A 15507-nucleotide genomic window follows, 5' to 3' on the forward strand; every position below is an offset into this window, starting at 1 on the left:
GGGAAAAAACAAAATCGCTTCTTGGCATGGGGAACTCCAAAAAAAAGGTTGCCAAGCCCAGGGGCGTGGGATAAATACCGTCTCTCGCCGCGCCGAGGTAGCTCAGTCGGTAGAGCAGGGGACTGAAAATCCCCGTGTCGGCAGTTCAATTCTGTCCCTCGGCACCATAGAAATCAAGGGCTTACAGTTGAAAGACTGTAGGCCCTTTTTCTTTTGGCTCATTTGGTCCCGCCCTGGTCCCGCTGTTGAAGGTTCTGGGGAATGAACTGAGGTGAAAATAGCCCAGGCCCGCAGGGATGGAAAGTGGCGGCAATCCCGTGTTAGGTGGCAGGGAAATTTGTTTGAATTTCGAGGAACGATCATGGCAACGATCAAACACGAAACACAGATCTTCATCGGCAAGGTCAGGCGACTTTTCGCGGTCCACTTCCGCAAGGGCTACGTGGCCCGGCAACTGCGCGACCGCCAGGGGGACTGCCACCAGTGCGGGACATGCTGCCACTTCACCATCGCTTGCCCGATGCTGACCCGGGACCATTTGTGCCGCGTGTACGGCAAATGCCGGCCCAAGGCCTGCCGTCTGTTTCCCCTCGACCAGAAGGATATCGATGACGTGGCCCGGTGCGGCGGGGTTTGCGGCTACGGCTTCGACACCCGGGCAAGGCCCTAGGCCGGGGAAATGTTGGTTTAATCCTTTTTGCGCCCCTTGCCCTTGAACAGCCGCCAGTCGAACTTGCGGTGATTGATGCCGGGCCACCAGCGCATGGCGACGATGGCCGCGAGGACCAAGGCAAGATAGATGAGGTGGAGTGCGTCGGATTGGTCCATGGTGGTCCTGCCGGGGCTATACGCCGCCAATGATTCCCGCCCGCCGCAGAACGGCAAGCGTGGTGTCGAGGTCCCCATCGGCTTTACTGGCCGAGGCAACCAGCTCCTTCACCCATTTCTTCTGCAGCCCGTCCGCGATGCGCTTCACGTCCTCGACCACGGCGGGATCGGACAAGATGGCCTTGGCCACGGCTTCGACCTGCCGGTAATCCTTGAGGCGCTTGTCTTCCTTGCGGCGTTCCGAGGCCACCAGCAGCTTGTGGAGAAAGAAGGCCGCCATGGATGGAACCACTACCCGGCCGAGGTCCCGGGCTTGGGCTGAAAATAGCCCAGGCCCACGGGGAAGGGAAGGCCGGCCCGTGGAGGCTGCCCCCAGCCCCTGTCCCCGTGCATGGTCCCACCGAACACCCTCCTCCGTGCCGGTTCGCCCGACCGCGGGGGGTATCCGTCAACATAATGAAAATTCCCGCGCGCTTGAGGTGGCGATTGCTCAGGCGGCCCGGAGTGGAATCGTGCCGCTCCCCACCCCTCGTCGCCGACCGCCACGAGCGGCGGGGGAGGCCCCTGGCGGATGTGCGTGCCGTCGGCGGCCGATTTGCATGAATCAGGCAAATATTGAAGAGGATCGTGCTATCCGCGTTTTTCGGGATCACGTAAAGGAGAGCTTGAGTGATTTCTCTTCGGTTCTCGGGACTGCGGCCTGTCGCGTCCGTTCCCGGAGCCCGGGCGAGATCCTCGTACCCTGATGGAACACTTTGCGGAGAAACGAGGTTGTGATGTGCGATTGTGAAACCGGAGCGAACAGGCCCGGGGGCATGACCCGACGCCAGTTCATCAAAAGCGTGATCGCCGCGGGAGTGGTCTCGTTTTCGGGCTCGCTTTTCGCGGGGCCGGCCGGGGCCGGGCCCAAGGCCACGTCTGGCGGCGTGGAACGGCTCCTCACCTTGAACGTCAACGGCCAGCAGCGCCGGGTGGACGTCATGCCCAATGAAACGCTGGCCCAGACGCTGCGTGGCAAACTCGGGCTCACGGGGCTCAAGATCGGCTGCGACCGGGCCGAATGCGGGGCCTGCACCGTGCTGATCGACGACGTGCCCCAATACTCCTGCTCGCTCCTCACGCACAGCGTCCGGGGCCGGAAAATCCTGACCGTCGAAGGGCTGGCCCGGGCCGACGGGACACTCCATCCCCTGCAGCGGGGAGCCCTCGAGGAACAGGCCTTCCAGTGCGGCTACTGCGCGCCGGGGTTTCTTCTGGCCACGCTCGGCTATCTCAAAACCAATCCCGCGCCGACGCGGCAGGAACTGGCCCACGGCATCTCGGGCAACCTCTGCCGCTGCCAGGATTACGACAAGATCCTCACCGGCCTCATGCGCGGGGCCGCGTACATGAGGGAGGGCTAGGCCATGGCCGCATACGACGCCCTTTTCACCCCAAAGCTGACCGGGCGCGATTACGTCACGCCCGACCTGCGCGCCAAGCTGACCGGCCAGGCCCGCTACGCCGACGATTTCCGCGCCGAAGGCATGCTCGTGTGCCGGCTGCTCACAAGCCCCATGCCCCACGCCAAGGTCACGCGCCTGGACACGCGGGCCGCCCTGGCCCTGCCCGGGGTGCGGGCCATCCTCACCGCGGACGAACTGCCGAAGCCGGCCGACAGCGTCACCGACAGGGGCGAGGTCATCAAGGCAAGCCCCTGGGCCGAACCGGCCCTGACCATGGAGCCGCTTTACCAGGGCGAACCCATCCTGGCCGTGGCGGCCGTGGACGAGGCGACCGCGGTGGCCGCCCTCGAGGCCGTCGAGATCGACTTCGAGCCGCTGCCCTTCGTCGTCGATCCGCTGGACAGCCTGCGCCCCGACGGCCCCAACGCCCGCCTCGGCGGCAACGCCTGGCTGCCGCCCGGGAAAGGTACGCCGCAAGCGGCGGTCGGCGAATGCAAATGGACCCGAAGCGATTTCGCGGCCGCCGGACCCGGCCAACTGCCCATGGGCAAAACACCCGGGGATTGGTCTTACGGCGACGTCGAAGCGGGGCTAAAAAAGGCCGACCTCGTCCTCGACGAAACCTTCGTCACGCCCAACGTCAGCCATCAGGCGCTCGAGACCCGTTCGACCCTGGCCTGGTGGGAAAACGGCAAGCTCCATCTCGCAGCCGGCACCCAGAGCACCATCCAGACCGTGCCCGCCATCGCCCGCTGGATGCACATGGACCCAAGCGACATCGTTTTCGTCAGCGAATACACGGGCGGGGGATTCGGCGGCAAGATCACGGCCTCCATCGTGGTCATCATCCCGGCGCTTCTGGCCAAAAAGGCCAAGGCCCCGGTCATGATGCGCATCACCCGCGAAGACGAGCAAGCTGTCGGCCGGGCCCGCCCGAGCCTGATCGGGCGCATGCGGGCGGGGTTTTCCAGGCAGGGGCGGCTCACGGCCCTGGATATGCTCGTGGTCATGGACAACGGCCCCTATGAGGAGCAGTTCGACGCCCGCAGCAGCGGGCGCATGGCTTCGCTGCTCTACCAGCCCCAGGCCATGCGCTGGCGCGGCGTAAGCGTGCTTACCAACACGCCGACCCGGGGCGCGCAGACGTCGCCCGGGGGGCTGCAGGCCCAGGCCTTCATGGGGCCGGTCCTGGCCAAGGCCGCCCGCCGCCTCGGGCTCGATCCTTTGGCCGTGTGCCGCATCAATTCCCCCGAAGGCCGGGCGCCGGTCGGGCCTCCCGAACCTGATGGCAGCCGGAATACGGCCACCAGCGCCTTCGTCAAGGAGGCCCTCGACCAGGGGGCGAAAGCCTTCGACTGGCAGGCGCGCCGCAACCGTCCCGCGCCGCAGGGGTCGCTGCGGCACGGCATCGGCGTGGCCACGGGCTGTTTCGTGGCCGGCACCATCGGTTTCGACGGCCTGTTCGTCATCACGCCCGAAGGCCGCCTGCGCATCCATTCCGGCGTCGGCAACCTCGGTACGGAATCGTTTTCCGACGTGCAACGCGTGGTGGCCGACGCCCTGGACGTGCCCTGGGAAGCCTGCGAGATCCTCTGGGGCGATACCGGGAAGCATCTGGGCTGGAGCTGCGTTTCCGGCGGCAGCCAGACCATCCACGCCATGTCCCGGGCCGCCCTGGCGGCCAGCCTTGACGCCAAACGCAAGCTCGGGGAGATCGCGGCCAAAACGCTCGGCGGCAACCCCGAGGACTATACGGTCGGAGGCGGCCGGGTCTTCCGGGCCGCGACGGGACAGGAAATGAGCTTCGCCGAGGCGGCCAGGCAGGCCATCGCCCTCGGCGGGGCGTACGACGGCCACGAGTGTCCGGACGACGTGCACAAGCTGACCAAGGCTTCCGTGGCCGCACTGGCCGGCCAGGGCCTCGTGGCCGTGGCCAAGGACACCTTCGGCCGCGACGGACAGACCTTTTCCTATGTCGCCACGTTCGCCGAGGTCGCCGTGGACATCGAGACCGGCATGTACCGGCTGGTCGACTTCCACGTGCAGGCCGACTCCGGCCGCATCGTCCATCCGCGGGCCTTTGGCGGCCAGGTCTTCGGCCGTTCCATGCTCGGCATCGGCCATGCCACCACGCAGAAATGGTTTTATGACCTCCACTATGGCCTGCCCGTGTCCAGGCGCTTCTACCAGACCCGGCCGCCGACCATCCTGAGCGTCCCGGAAAAGAGCAGTTGGGGCGCGGTCGGCATTCCCGACCCGCAAACGCCGGTCGGCGCGCGCGGCATCGGCGAACCGCCCACCGGCGCGGCCTGTGCGGCCGTGCTGTGCGCCCTGGCCGACGCCCTGGGCGAGGACGCGTTCCTGCGCGCCCCGGTCATGGCCGACGCGGTCCTCGCCGCCGTGACCCCCGGAACCCGGCTGCCCGTGGACGGTCTCGCGGCCAATGTTTGAACACGCAAGTCGCAGGAATAAAGCGGCAGGAGCATACCATGGCGATCGTACGTGACGGCATGCCGCCGTTTGCCCTCTACCAGCCCGCAAGCATCGAGGACGCCCTGGCCCTGGCCGGACGCTTCGGCGCGAACGCCTGGGTGCTGGCCGGCGGCCTGGACAGCCTGGAACGGTTCAAGGACCGCAGCATACTGCCCGGGGCGGTCATCGACCTTGGCCGCATCGACGCCCTGCGAGGCGTGTCGCAGACCCCGAACGGAGACGTCGTCCTCGGCTCCCTGACGACGCTCACCGAGGTGGCCGGCCACCCGCTGCTGCGCGAACGCTTCGGCGTGCTGGCCGTGGCGGCCGGGGAAGTGGCCTCGCCGCAGATCCGCAACCAGGGGACGCTTGGCGGCAACGCCTCCCAGGACGCCCGCTGCTGGTATTACCGCGGCGGCTTTCAATGCTACCGGGCCGGCGGCAACCTCTGCTACGCCGACACCCCGGAGGGCATGAACCGCGAGCACGCCATTTTCGGGGCCAGCCGCTGCGTGGCCGTGTCGCCGTCGGACACCGCGCCGGCCCTGGTCGCCCTGGACGCGCGGTTTGTCATCCGAAACGGCGGGGGGACGCGGACGGTCGCGGCCGAGGACTTTTTCGTCGGCCCGGCTGACGACATCACCCGGCTCAACGTGTTGGGGCCCGGCGACATCCTGACGGAAATCCGTCTGCCCCCGACCTGGGCCGGGGCGACACACTATTTCGAGAAGGTCCGCGACCGGCCGGTCTGGGATTTCCCGTTGGTCGGCATCGCGGCGGTCATACGCACACGCGGGGAGCGCATCGAGCAGGCCCGGTTCGTGCTGAGCGCCGTGGCGGCCAAGCCCTGGCGGCTGCACGGGGCGGAGGCGGCCGTGGCCGGCAAGACGCCGCGCGACGCCGCCGCGGCAGCGGAGAAAATCGCCGCCGACGGGGCCGTTCCCCTCACCCACAACGCCTACAAGGTGACGCTTGTCCGCAATCTGGTCAAACGCGCCATCCTCGGCAAGGAGGCGGCATGAACCTCGTCACATGGGGCGCTTCCCCCTTGGGGCAGCCCGTCATCCTGCACGCGGCCTGGCAGCTCTTGTGGTACTCCCTGGCCGCGGGCGTCGTCTTCGTCCTGGGCCACGCCGCGTGGGCGCGGCTGCGTCCCCACGCCCCGGCCCCGGCCGTCTCGCCCGAGGACGCGTCGCGCTACCCGGCGCGCATCGCGCGGCACTCGCTGCCGGCGCGTCTTTTCCACTGGCTGATGGCCGCGTGCATGCTGACGCTTCTGGCCACGGCCTTCCTGCCCAAGGCCGGGCTGCGTTTCGACTGGCTGGGCCTGCACGTCCTGGCCGGAAGCATTCTCGTCGCAGCCATCGTCTTCCACATCGCCCACGCCCTGTGCTGCATGGACTTCCGGGCCATCTGGCCCGCGCCGGCCGACTTGGCCGAGCTGCGCAGCCTGTCGGGGACGGCCGCGCCGGTGCGGCCGGGCAAATACCCGCTCGGCAACAAGCTCTACCACCTCGCCCTGGTGGTCCTCGGGCTTACCATGGCCGTTACCGGCGCGTGCATGCTGACCCGGGTGCGCACGGACCTGATGCTCCGCGATCCCTACCGGTTTTTTGGCGACGGCGGCTGGGGCGTGGTCTACGCCCTGCACGGGCTGGCCGGACTGTCCCTTGTCGCCCTGGTCCTCATCCACGTCTATTTTGCGGTGCGGCCCGAAAAGCGCGCCATCACCAAGGCCATGTTCACCGGTTCCATGGACCGCGACTTCTACCTTTCCCACCACGATCCCGCGCGCTGGCGCGTCGGAATCCGGGCCGTGAAATAAGGCCCCACGGAGACAGCACCCATGACGGAGTTTGCCGCTATCGCCGCGCGTTGCGACGCCATCGAGGAATGTTACGAGTTCATGCTGGCCTATGCCGCCCAGGGCGTTGCCGATGACCGGGAAAGCCGCAGCGGCGGACAATTGCGCGCACTGCTCTCCCGGGCCGTGGACGCCGCATCCGGGCTGCCGGAAGCCTATGCCACAACGGTCGTGGCTCTTGGTTGCGAACCCGGGCAGGCCTACAAGGACTTTCTCGACGTCCTGGACGCGGACGTGCGCAAGGCGCTGTCCGCCATGCGACTCGTGCTCGCACAGCCGCGCATCTCCTCCCAGCTCGTCGACAACCTCAACGCTTCGCACCATGTGCGCACGCTGTTGACGGACGTCTTCCTGCTCGATGCGGTTTTGGGCCGGCAGGAGGCCGATGCACCCCACGCGGAACCGGTCCCGGCCGCTTGACCCTTGCGGCGTCACGTCGCTGCTTTCGGCGTTTGCGCGCCGCGACGCTGCCGTCGCCTTGCGGGCGCGGCAGCGTCCTTTTCAGCACCCGGGGCCGTAAGCCGTTCGAAAGTCCGTGTCGTCCACACTCGAAACCGGCCGCGCCTACGCGTGCCGTCGCGTGTCGGCGCGTCGCCAGACGCCGTACAGGGCCAGCATGGCCAGGGGGCCAAGGATGTCGGTGTAGAAGATCACGCCGGCATTGTTGGGCGCGAAGTTGCCGGCCCGCATGGAGGCGATGTGCCCGCCCGCCGCACCGAGCAGGAAGACGGATTGGGCCGTGATCAGGCCAAGCCAGGAGCGCGGCCGGGTAAAGGGCGCGAGCAGCCCGGCGATGCCAAAGCCGAAATTGGCCATGCCCACTTCGAACTGGAAGGGGCTCGGCGCCCAGCCGATGGACGCGGCGATTTTATCGGCGAAAAAGACATGGCCGATGCCGCCCCACACGCCGCCGACGCCGACGAAGAAAAAGACGAGATACCTGAGGACGTCTTCCAGCAGTGCGGCGTTGCGCGCCTTTTTCCGCGCGGCCGCGGCCAGCCCGAACAACGGGCCGGCGACAAGCAGGATGCCGCTGCCGGCATCGGGCAGGGCAGAGGCGGCGCAGAGCGCGACCAGGGCCAAGAGGAAGGCGATGGGACGTTCCATGGCGACCTCGGCGGAGCGGTGTGGCGGCAGCGAAAATCCGGCTTGAGGCAAGCGCCGGCGTTTAGAGCATGATGACCTGTTTGCCGACCATCTTGCCGGTCAACTGGCGCAGGTGCGCCTCGCGCACGGTCTGCGCCGAAAGTCCCTCGACCGTCTGTCCCACGGTCGTGCGCAGCCGGCCCGCGTCGATGAGCCGCGCGACGCTTTCCAGGATTTCGCCCTGGCGCGCCATGTCCCCGGTTTGAAACAGCGACCGCGTATACATGAATTCCCAGCAGATGCGGGCACTTTTGGACTTGAACAGCGTGATGTCCAGGGGCTGCGCCGGGTCGTCGATCAGGCAGATCGCGCCTTGCGGGGCCAGGATTTCCGCCATGGCCTGCCAGTGCTCCTGGGCGTGGGTGGTGCAGAAGATCGCCTGTGCGTGGGGCATGCCGGCATCGGCCATGCGCCGGGGCAGGTCCGTCCTGTCGACGACAAGGGCCGCACCGAGCTCCCGGCACCAGGCGGCCGATTCCGGGCGTCCGGCCGTGGCCGCCACGGTGATGCCGGCCCAGGCCGCAAGCTGGATGAGCATGGACCCCACCCCGCCGGCCCCGCCGATCACGAGCAGGCTCTTGCCCGTATTGGCGTTTTCTGCGGGCGTGAACCCCAGGCGGTCGAACAGGCCTTCCCAGGCCGTGACGCTCGTCAGCGGCAGGCCGGCGGCCTGTGCCGGCGGGAGGCTGGCCGGGGCAGGGCCGACAAGGCGCTCGTCCACCAGCTGGTACGCGGCATTGCTGCCGTCGCGGTTCAGGTCGCCGGCGTAGAATACGGCCCGGCCCGGAGAGAACCGCCGCGCCTCGGGGCCGCAGGCGGTCACAATGCCCCGGGCGTCCCAGCCCAGGATCTTTTCCTGCCCCGCCGCGAGCCGGGAAAACACCTTGGTGTCCACCGGGTTGACGCCGACCGCTTCGATGCGGACAAGGATGTCGTGTCCTGCGGGCTCGGGAACGGGCCGGTCTTCTTCGCGGAAGGCCCGGGGATCGGTAGCGGCGAAGCCGCCTGTGGCGATGATGGCTTTCATGCGTTCACTCCTCGGGGCAGGCCGGGAAGGGCGCTGGCCTGCTTTCCCATGGTGCCTCCTTGATAGTCCCTCCGGCGCGGCCGGGCAAGCGCGCGGACACGCGCACTGGACAGGGCGGGCGGTCTCGGGCAGGAGGGGCCGATGCTGCGGTGCGCCCAGGCGCGCCGGGAGGGGGAGGCACTTTCATGGCGCTTCGCGAAAACGGCAATTCCCGCTTGGTCTATGCCACGGACCAGGGCCGGATGTGTCCCGGCTGCGGCAAGCCCGTGGCCGCGTGCGCCTGCGTGTCCCGCCAGGGCAGGTCGCAAGGCGACGGCATCGTGCGCATTTCCCGGCAGACGAAAGGCCGCAAGGGCAAGGGCGTGTCCTGCGTGACCGGCATCGCCCTGCCGCCGGAAAAGCTCGAAGCCCTGGCCAAACAGTTGAAGCAGCGTTGCGGTGCCGGCGGGACCGTCAAGGACGGCGTCATCGAGATCCAGGGCGACCATCGGGAAACCCTTGCCGCGGCACTGCAAAAACTCGGCTATACGGTGAAGCTGGCCGGCGGCTAGGGGCTCGCCGCGCGCACGGCGGGAAACTGCCATCGTTCGCCTGCAACGCCCCTGGGGCAAATGTCTTTCGCCAGGATTGCAAAAGGGCGGAAAGATCTGCGCCGGCGTGGACATCCTGCCGCGGTTCGGGCAAGAGTTAATCCGTATTGATGTCCCGCGCTCCTGGCCGGCGTAGACTGCCCTCCGCGTCGGCCAGGGCCCTTTCACGGACCGTTCGCTTGCTTCCCCCTTCCTTCCCTTGACTCAGGCCGCTGCCGGGTCCCCTCGGTCGGGCCGAACCATCGACCGCACCGGGCGTTTTCGGGCGGATGGCCGCCGGGTACAAATCCTTGCCCCACTTTTCCGGGCGCGGCCGGCGCGGTACAGAATTCTGTACGCGGTTGGGCTGCATGGGCGGTGACACTCGCGGCGAGCGTTGTGTTCAATATGCTGAAAAACAAGGTCAAATCGAAAAATTACCGTGCGTTTTTGTTTTGGCATGGCTCCTGCATAAGCTAAATTATCCTTCCTCTGATCAACACATTTCGAAAAAGGCTTTCCGGGTGGCTCCCGGGAAGCCTTTTTCATTTGGCGCATGCCGCGACCACGCCACAGGCCTGTTACGGTGCTGTTACAGGCGCTTTGCCGGCAGGGCGCTGCCATGGCGCGCGGTCGCAAGTGCATGCGGCGGCGTTCGCGGGCGGGTATAAAATTTTGTATGCGGCCTAGGCCTGCGGCGGCAACGGGTAGAGCGCGGCCAGGCGTTTGCCGAGCGTGGCGGCAAGCGGCGCGTACCCCGCCTGGGCAATGGATGTGAAAAGCGACAGCAGCATGGCGCGGCACGTCAGCCAGTACGCGTCTCCCGGTTCGCCCAGGGGCGTGAGGGGGGTGGCGAGGGTGTCGAGCCAGGGCGCGAGGATCGCTTCGATGTCCAGCCGCGCCTGCATGGCCATGATGGTTTCCCCGAGGAGTCCTTCGGCGCTGCGGCGCAGGCAGGGGGACGTGCGCACGGCGTCGCGGACGCCGTTTTCCCGCGCGCAGCGGGCATAGAGCGCCTCGTAGGCTTCGATGCACGTTTTCATGGAGAACCGCTTGCGGATGACGCGTCGGCTGCGGCGGCGCATGGCGGCCGTTTCCCCGGCAGCCTCGAGGGCCAGGGCCTCGCGGACCGTGGCAATGAACGCGCCCGGGTCCTTCGGATCGAAGAGCCAGCCCGTGCGCCCGTGTTCCACGATCTCGGCCATGCCGCCGTCGGCCGCGACGATGGGCAGGCAGCCGCAGGCCATGGCCTCGGCGCAGGCCAGGCCGAACGCGTCCTCTTTCGAGGCGAGCACCAGGAAGTGCGTCCCGGAATAGAGGTCGGGCATGTCGGTGCGAAGGCCCAGGAAACGCACCCTGCCGCACGGGGAGTCCGGCCCGGTCTGGCCGCTGCCGGCCAGCCGGAGCGCGATGCGCCCATCGAGCGCGAGCAGGGCGTCGGCGACGTCGTCGAGATGGAAGTGCACGGCTTTGCCGCGCTGGGCGACTTCCAGGAAGATGATCCTGTCGGCGGGACGCGCCACGGTCGGGGAAAACGTCCCGACATCGATGCCGTTCGGGATGACCAGGGTCTTTTCCGGCACGGGCTGCACGCGTCGGACTGCCTGCGAGACGCAGACCGTGGCGTGTATTCGGGGCGAGCGTTGTCCCCGGTCGCATTGGTGCATCACCTCGAGCAGCGTGGGAACCTGCGCCGCGGCCGCCGCCTCGCAGGCGACGGGGTCGAAACCGCCGTTGAACTGCACGATGTCCGCGTCGGCGAACAGGGCGCACAGGCGCTCGAAGCGGCCGGACGCGGAAACCGGCACGTACCAGTCGCCGCCTCCGGCGGTTTCCGGGCGGGCAATGTCGGTATGGCAACAGGTGTAGTGGAACCGTTCCCGGTCCACGCCGCGGGCGAGCGCCTCGTCCATGCGGCTGATTCCGTTTCCGGTCCCCATGGACAACGTGCAGGCGACGATGCGGAGCGGTCCGTTCATGGCATGGGGGAACGCCGCAAGCGCCTGTCGGCGTCGCGGGCCTGCGTGTCCGTGCGGTTTCTGGGGCGTGCCGGTTGCATGTGCCGGCACGATCTTTGGCCGTTGCCGGCGGCGCTGTCAAAGGCAAAGGCGCGGCCACGGCCCGCTGCGGCGTGGCTTTCCGAGGGAATGCCGGCGGTCTGGAACATGCCATGAAAAAGGGCTCGTCAACCACCTCGAAGCGAACGGTCTTCCATCGGTTGGCGCCATGGCAGTTCGCGCGGGAGGCGGGGCGACGAGCCCTTTGGCGATGGCAGGGGCCAAGCCCCGTCATCCGTTGCGGAACCCGCGTGTCCCGGCAGGAAGAGGCCTTCCGGGACACGCGGGGAAGCGTCCGTTACAGGGCGCCGGTGTAGATGGCCGCGACTTCCTTGTCCGTGGCGCAGCGCGGGTTGGTGTACTTGCAGATGTCCTTTTGCGCGTTGGCGGTCATGGTCGGGATGTCGCCGGCCTTGACCTCCTTGCCGTAGCGCTTGCCGAGCTCGACCAGGGTGGCCGGGATGCCGACGTCGGTGGAGAGCTGGCGGATGGCCTTGAGCGCCAGTTCGGCGGCGTCGCGCGGGGCCAGGCCTTCCGTGTTCTCGCCCATGATCTTGGCCATTTCGACGAACTTCTCCACGTTGGCGATGAGGTTGAACTGCTCGACGTGGGGCAGGAGCAGCGCGTTGCATTCGCCGTGGGGCAGGTTGTAGAAGCCGCCGAGCTGGTGGGCCATGGCGTGCACGTAGCCGAGGCTCGCGTTGTTGAACGCCATGCCGCCGAGGTACTGGGCGAAGCACATGCCTTCGCGGGCTTCCAGGTCCTGGCCGTTGGCCACGGCCTTGCGCAGGTACTTGAACACCAGCTTGATGGACTCGATGGCGCAGGCGTCGGTCATGGGATTGGCGATGGTGGAGACGAAGGCCTCCACGGCGTGGGTCAGGGCGTCCATGCCCGTGGCGGCGGTCAGCGCCGGGGGCATGCCGACCATGAGCACCGGGTCGTCGATGGCGATGCCGGGAGTGATGCGCCAGTCGGCGATGGCCATCTTCACGTGGCGCGAGGTGTCGGTGATGACCGCGAACCGGGTCATCTCCGAGCCCGTGCCGGCGGTGGTGTTGACCGCGAGGTAGGGCATCAGGGGCTTGGTGGCCTTGTCGATGCCTTCGTAGTCGTGGATTTTGCCGCCGTTGGAAACGAGGAGGCCGATGCCCTTGCCGCAGTCGTGGGAAGAGCCGCCGCCCAGGGTGATGAGACTGTCGCAACCGTTTTTCTTGAAGATCGCGACCCCGTCTTCGACGTTCTTGTCCGTGGGGTTGGGGACGGTCTCGTCGTAGACCACATAGGGCATGTTCGCGGCGTCGAGCAGGTCGGTGACCTGCTTGCAGATGCCGACGGCCACGACGCCTTTGTCCGTGACGAGCAGGGGTTTGCTGCCGCCGAGCGCCTTGATCTTGTCGGGGATCTGTTTGGACGCGCCGATGCCGATCAGGGTCACGCTGGGGATGAAGAAACCGTACACTTGTTCTTGAACCGCCATGACGTCCTCCGGAGTCGTTTGTGCAAGTTGTGTTGTTCAGACAGCGCCGGTTGTTGGATGCAATGCGCGCGATGCCTGGCGGCTGTCCCTTTGTCGCGCCCTCAGTATCCGGCGATGATGCGTAGCGTTGACCCCATCCGTTGAAGCCGCAACGGAAATTGTCTGCCGGATAGGCTCTTGTGTCTGTGCGCAGCATCCTGCATCGCGTCCAGACGTTTAGCAAAAGCCGGACCATTACCCGGGCGGCGGGAACGGCATGTGCCTATTGTTTATATTTCAACAGGATAGCTTGCGCCTGTGGGCACGGGCAGACGGCGATATGTTCAGGAACTGGACATGTGAGGTTGACATGTCATCCGTCTGGACAGTCGGACGGCCAGGGAAGCGAACGCGAAGGCGTTGCGCGGTCAGGACGCGCGGAAGGTGTCCGCGGTGATGCCGTATTGCTTGATTTTGGCGTAGAGCGTGGTGCGGGAGATATTGAGGATCGAGGATGTGCGCCGGAAATTGCCGCCGGTTTCGCGCAGGGTTTCGAGGATGAGCGCCTTCTGGATGCGCTTGAGCGACATGGCGGCTTCGCCGGGCGCGCCGAGCGGCCCCCGGGCCATGTCGGCCATGATGTCCTGGGGCAGGTCCGCGATGTCGATGCGCTCGTCCGGGGCGATGTTGACCAGGCGCTCGATGCAGTTTTCCAGCTCCCGCACGTTGCCCGGCCAGTGATGGGCCTCCAGGGCGGCCATGGCCTCCCGGGACAGGCGCAGGCGCGGCTTGCGCAGGGTGGCGGCGAACTTGTCCAGAAAGACCCGGGCCAGGACCGCGACGTCCCCCTCGCGCCGGCGCAGGGGCGGGATGCTGATGGTCAGCACGTTGAGCCGGTAATAGAGGTCGCCGCGAAAGGCGTTGTTGCGCACGGCCGCGGACAGGTCCTTGTTGGTGGCGGCGATGATGCGCACGTCGATGCGCTTGGCCTGCTTGCCGCCCAGGCGCGTGACCTCGCTTTCCTGGAGCAGGCGCAGCAGGCTCACCTGCGCCTCGAGCGGCATCTCGCCGATTTCGTCCAGGAAGAGCGTGCCGCCGTCGGCCAGCTCGAACTTGCCGGGGCTGCCTTCCTTGAGCGCCCCGGAAAAGGCCCCGGCCACGTAGCCGAACAGCTCGCTTTGCACGAGGTTGCGCGGCAGCGCCCCGCAGTTGACCACCACGAACGGCCCCTTGCGCCGGTTGCCGGCGTTGTGGATGGCCTGGGCGAACAGTTCCTTGCCCGTGCCCGATTCGCCGAGCAGCAGGGTGGTGGTTTCGCTTTGCGACGCCGCCCGGGCCAGGCGCAGGGCTTCGTGCAGCGGCGCGGCGTTGCCGATGATGTTTTCGAACGTGTACACGGCCTTGGCCCCGGCGACCCGGGCGGCGTATTTGCGCATGCGCCGGCCTTCGCGCAGCGTGAGCAGCACGCCGTCGTCGCCGAAGGGCGCGCAGGAAAGCGCGCAGGAAAGCCTGCCCTCGGGGAGCTGGAAGGCGATCTCCCGGTCGTAGAAAGGGATGCGGTCGGTCAGGATGGCGCGCAGGGTCTCGTCATCCGGCAGGAAGGCCCGGATATTCTCGCCCGCCGGGGGGCTGCCGTCCAGGCCGAGCATGGCGCAGGCCTGGCGGTTGCTGTTGACGATGCTGCCGTCGCGCGCGAGCACGAGGACGCCGTCGTCGAGCAGCTCCAGGATGACCTTCTGGTTGCGCACGAGGCTGCGCAGGCGCAGATGCTCCTCGATGGCGTGGGAGGCCGCTTCCACGAGGCCCAGGGTGTGCTGGTGGAAGCTCTCGGTGTTGATCGCAAGGTTGAGCGCGCCGATGAGCTCCCCGGCGACGTTGCGGATGGGGGCCGCGGCGCAGCTTAAGTAATGCAGCGAGGCGTTGTAGTGCTCCGAGGCGATGACGTGGACGGGCCTTTTCTCGATGATGCAAAGGCCCATGCCGTTGGTGCCGATGGTGGCTTCGTCGCAGCTCCGCCCCGGCACGCCGTAGGGCACGTTCTCCAGGTCCTGGCTTCGGGCCGAGGCGTGCAGGACGAGGCCTGCGGTATCCACGAGGGTGACCACGCTTTTGGAGAGGTGGATGGAGCGCACAAGCTTGTCCATCAGGTGCTTGGCGCTTTTGACGAGATCCAGGTTTAGCGTGGTGGCGCGTTTGAGGGCCGCGGCGTCGATGGGGCAAAGCATCATGGCGTCGCCCGGGAGCTTGCGTTTGCGGCAACGTTCCCAGGACGCCAGGATCATAGGGCGCACGTCCGCGGGGGATACGGGTAATCCGGCCTGGAACTGCCGCCATTGCAGGGCCATGTACGCCATGCGTTCCTTGGACAGGGGAGGGGTGAGTGGGCTTTCCATACGCTGCCGTTGCGGCGCCTGGCGCGGCGAAGCGCCGTCCGCGAAGGTTCTCGGTTCGGGCGGAGCAATCCTGGAAAATGGTTCCGCACGCTAGCACGAAAAACGCCGGAACGTAAGGCGGCCGGCCGCAGTGCCGGCGCGACGGGGCTCACGCCGCGCCGAATCGACGCGGCCTGGCGCGGATACGGTTGTCAATCGGCCCTGGCCGGGCGATAACGCGGACAAGGTGTGCGCGGTAAGGGCGGAG

14 protein-coding genes and 1 tRNA gene are annotated in these 15507 nt (G+C 67.3%); 8 read left to right on the top strand and 7 right to left on the bottom strand.

What is annotated here, in order from left to right:
* The first annotated feature begins 91 nt into the window (after window positions 1–91).
* Window positions 92–167: transfer RNA gene (locus Q368_RS0103530), tRNA-Phe, on the top strand.
* Window positions 168–361: 194 nt separating this feature from the next.
* Complete coding sequence (locus Q368_RS0103535) at window positions 362–670, top strand: hypothetical protein (RefSeq protein WP_029457352.1); 309 nt, start codon at window positions 362–364, stop codon at window positions 668–670.
* Between the two features lie 17 nt (window positions 671–687).
* On the opposite strand, the gene Q368_RS26575 is transcribed toward Q368_RS0103535, so the two are convergent.
* Both Q368_RS26575 and Q368_RS0103545 read right to left on the bottom strand, forming a co-directional pair.
* Window positions 688–828, bottom strand: coding sequence for a hypothetical protein (locus Q368_RS26575; RefSeq protein ID WP_169740587.1), 141 nt, complete (start codon window positions 826–828; stop codon window positions 688–690).
* Between the two features lie 16 nt (window positions 829–844).
* Complete coding sequence (locus tag Q368_RS0103545) at window positions 845–1120, bottom strand: nucleotidyltransferase domain-containing protein (protein ID WP_245611277.1); 276 nt, start codon at window positions 1118–1120, stop codon at window positions 845–847.
* Window positions 1121–1643: 523 nt separating this feature from the next.
* On the opposite strand from Q368_RS0103545, the gene Q368_RS22915 reads away from it, so the two are divergent.
* The 5 genes from Q368_RS22915 to Q368_RS0103570 are packed head-to-tail and all read left to right on the top strand — an operon-like array spanning window position 1644 to window position 7029.
* Window positions 1644–2231 carry a (2Fe-2S)-binding protein gene (locus Q368_RS22915; protein ID WP_084158666.1) on the top strand — a complete coding sequence of 196 codons (588 nt, stop codon included), beginning with the start codon at window positions 1644–1646 and terminating at the stop codon, window positions 2229–2231.
* A 3-nt stretch (window positions 2232–2234) separates the two neighbouring features.
* Window positions 2235–4724: a xanthine dehydrogenase family protein molybdopterin-binding subunit gene (locus Q368_RS0103555; protein WP_029457355.1), complete on the top strand. Its 2490-nt coding sequence runs from the start codon at window positions 2235–2237 to the stop codon at window positions 4722–4724.
* A gap of 38 nt (window positions 4725–4762) precedes the next feature.
* Window positions 4763–5767 carry an FAD binding domain-containing protein gene (locus Q368_RS0103560; RefSeq protein WP_029457356.1) on the top strand — a complete coding sequence of 335 codons (1005 nt, stop codon included), beginning with the start codon at window positions 4763–4765 and terminating at the stop codon, window positions 5765–5767.
* Complete coding sequence (locus Q368_RS0103565; protein ID WP_029457357.1) at window positions 5764–6570, top strand: cytochrome b/b6 domain-containing protein; 807 nt, start codon at window positions 5764–5766, stop codon at window positions 6568–6570. Before Q368_RS0103560 ends, Q368_RS0103565 begins: the two co-directional genes overlap by 4 nt.
* 21 nt (window positions 6571–6591) lie before the next feature.
* Entirely contained in the window at window positions 6592–7029 is a 438-nt protein-coding gene (locus tag Q368_RS0103570; RefSeq protein WP_043784992.1) for a hypothetical protein, read from the top strand.
* A 144-nt stretch (window positions 7030–7173) separates the two neighbouring features.
* Here Q368_RS0103570 and Q368_RS22920 read toward each other — a convergent pair whose 3' ends face one another.
* Both Q368_RS22920 and Q368_RS0103580 read right to left on the bottom strand, forming a co-directional pair.
* Window positions 7174–7716 carry a DUF6790 family protein gene (locus Q368_RS22920; RefSeq protein WP_052360010.1) on the bottom strand — a complete coding sequence of 181 codons (543 nt, stop codon included), beginning with the start codon at window positions 7714–7716 and terminating at the stop codon, window positions 7174–7176.
* 61 nt (window positions 7717–7777) lie between these two features.
* Complete coding sequence (locus tag Q368_RS0103580) at window positions 7778–8782, bottom strand: zinc-binding alcohol dehydrogenase family protein (RefSeq protein ID WP_029457361.1); 1005 nt, start codon at window positions 8780–8782, stop codon at window positions 7778–7780.
* 185 nt (window positions 8783–8967) lie between these two features.
* On the opposite strand from Q368_RS0103580, the gene Q368_RS0103585 reads away from it, so the two are divergent.
* On the top strand, window positions 8968–9333 hold the full coding sequence (locus tag Q368_RS0103585) for a translation initiation factor Sui1 (RefSeq protein ID WP_029457362.1): 366 nt from the start codon (window positions 8968–8970) through the stop codon (window positions 9331–9333).
* 704 nt (window positions 9334–10037) lie between these two features.
* Here the strand turns inward: Q368_RS0103585 and Q368_RS23715 are convergent.
* From Q368_RS23715 to Q368_RS0103600, 3 genes are all read right to left on the bottom strand, one after another.
* Window positions 10038–11330 (bottom strand): glycosyltransferase family 4 protein, encoded by a 1293-nt coding sequence (locus Q368_RS23715; RefSeq protein WP_029457363.1) that lies wholly within the window; start codon window positions 11328–11330, stop codon window positions 10038–10040.
* Window positions 11331–11706: 376 nt separating this feature from the next.
* Complete coding sequence (locus Q368_RS0103595) at window positions 11707–12888, bottom strand: iron-containing alcohol dehydrogenase (protein ID WP_029457364.1); 1182 nt, start codon at window positions 12886–12888, stop codon at window positions 11707–11709.
* A 407-nt stretch (window positions 12889–13295) separates the two neighbouring features.
* The gene (locus Q368_RS0103600; protein WP_029457365.1) at window positions 13296–15260 is read right to left on the bottom strand and encodes a sigma-54-dependent Fis family transcriptional regulator; all 1965 of its coding nucleotides are present in this window, start codon (window positions 15258–15260) and stop codon (window positions 13296–13298) included.
* Window positions 15261–15507: the final 247 nt, after the last annotated feature.

Source organism: Solidesulfovibrio alcoholivorans DSM 5433, from assembly GCF_000702665.1.
GTDB classification, from domain to species: domain Bacteria; phylum Desulfobacterota; class Desulfovibrionia; order Desulfovibrionales; family Desulfovibrionaceae; genus Solidesulfovibrio; species Solidesulfovibrio alcoholivorans.

Excerpts from the sequence above, each read along its gene's own strand:
- Q368_RS0103535 (WP_029457352.1), top strand. The coding sequence starts at position 362 with ATGGCAACGATCAAACACGAAACACAGATCTTCATCGGCAAGGTCAGG.
- Q368_RS26575 (WP_169740587.1), bottom strand. The coding sequence starts at position 828 with ATGGACCAATCCGACGCACTCCACCTCATCTATCTTGCCTTGGTCCTC.
- Q368_RS22915 (WP_084158666.1), top strand. The coding sequence starts at position 1,644 with ATGACCCGACGCCAGTTCATCAAAAGCGTGATCGCCGCGGGAGTGGTC.
- Q368_RS0103555 (WP_029457355.1), top strand. The coding sequence starts at position 2,235 with ATGGCCGCATACGACGCCCTTTTCACCCCAAAGCTGACCGGGCGCGAT.
- Q368_RS0103560 (WP_029457356.1), top strand. The coding sequence starts at position 4,763 with ATGGCGATCGTACGTGACGGCATGCCGCCGTTTGCCCTCTACCAGCCC.
- Q368_RS0103565 (WP_029457357.1), top strand. The coding sequence starts at position 5,764 with ATGAACCTCGTCACATGGGGCGCTTCCCCCTTGGGGCAGCCCGTCATC.
- Q368_RS0103570 (WP_043784992.1), top strand. The coding sequence starts at position 6,592 with ATGACGGAGTTTGCCGCTATCGCCGCGCGTTGCGACGCCATCGAGGAA.
- Q368_RS22920 (WP_052360010.1), bottom strand. The coding sequence starts at position 7,716 with ATGGAACGTCCCATCGCCTTCCTCTTGGCCCTGGTCGCGCTCTGCGCC.
- Q368_RS0103580 (WP_029457361.1), bottom strand. The coding sequence starts at position 8,782 with ATGAAAGCCATCATCGCCACAGGCGGCTTCGCCGCTACCGATCCCCGG.
- Q368_RS0103585 (WP_029457362.1), top strand. The coding sequence starts at position 8,968 with ATGGCGCTTCGCGAAAACGGCAATTCCCGCTTGGTCTATGCCACGGAC.
- Q368_RS23715 (WP_029457363.1), bottom strand. The coding sequence starts at position 11,330 with ATGAACGGACCGCTCCGCATCGTCGCCTGCACGTTGTCCATGGGGACC.
- Q368_RS0103595 (WP_029457364.1), bottom strand. The coding sequence starts at position 12,888 with ATGGCGGTTCAAGAACAAGTGTACGGTTTCTTCATCCCCAGCGTGACC.
- Q368_RS0103600 (WP_029457365.1), bottom strand. The coding sequence starts at position 15,260 with ATGGAAAGCCCACTCACCCCTCCCCTGTCCAAGGAACGCATGGCGTAC.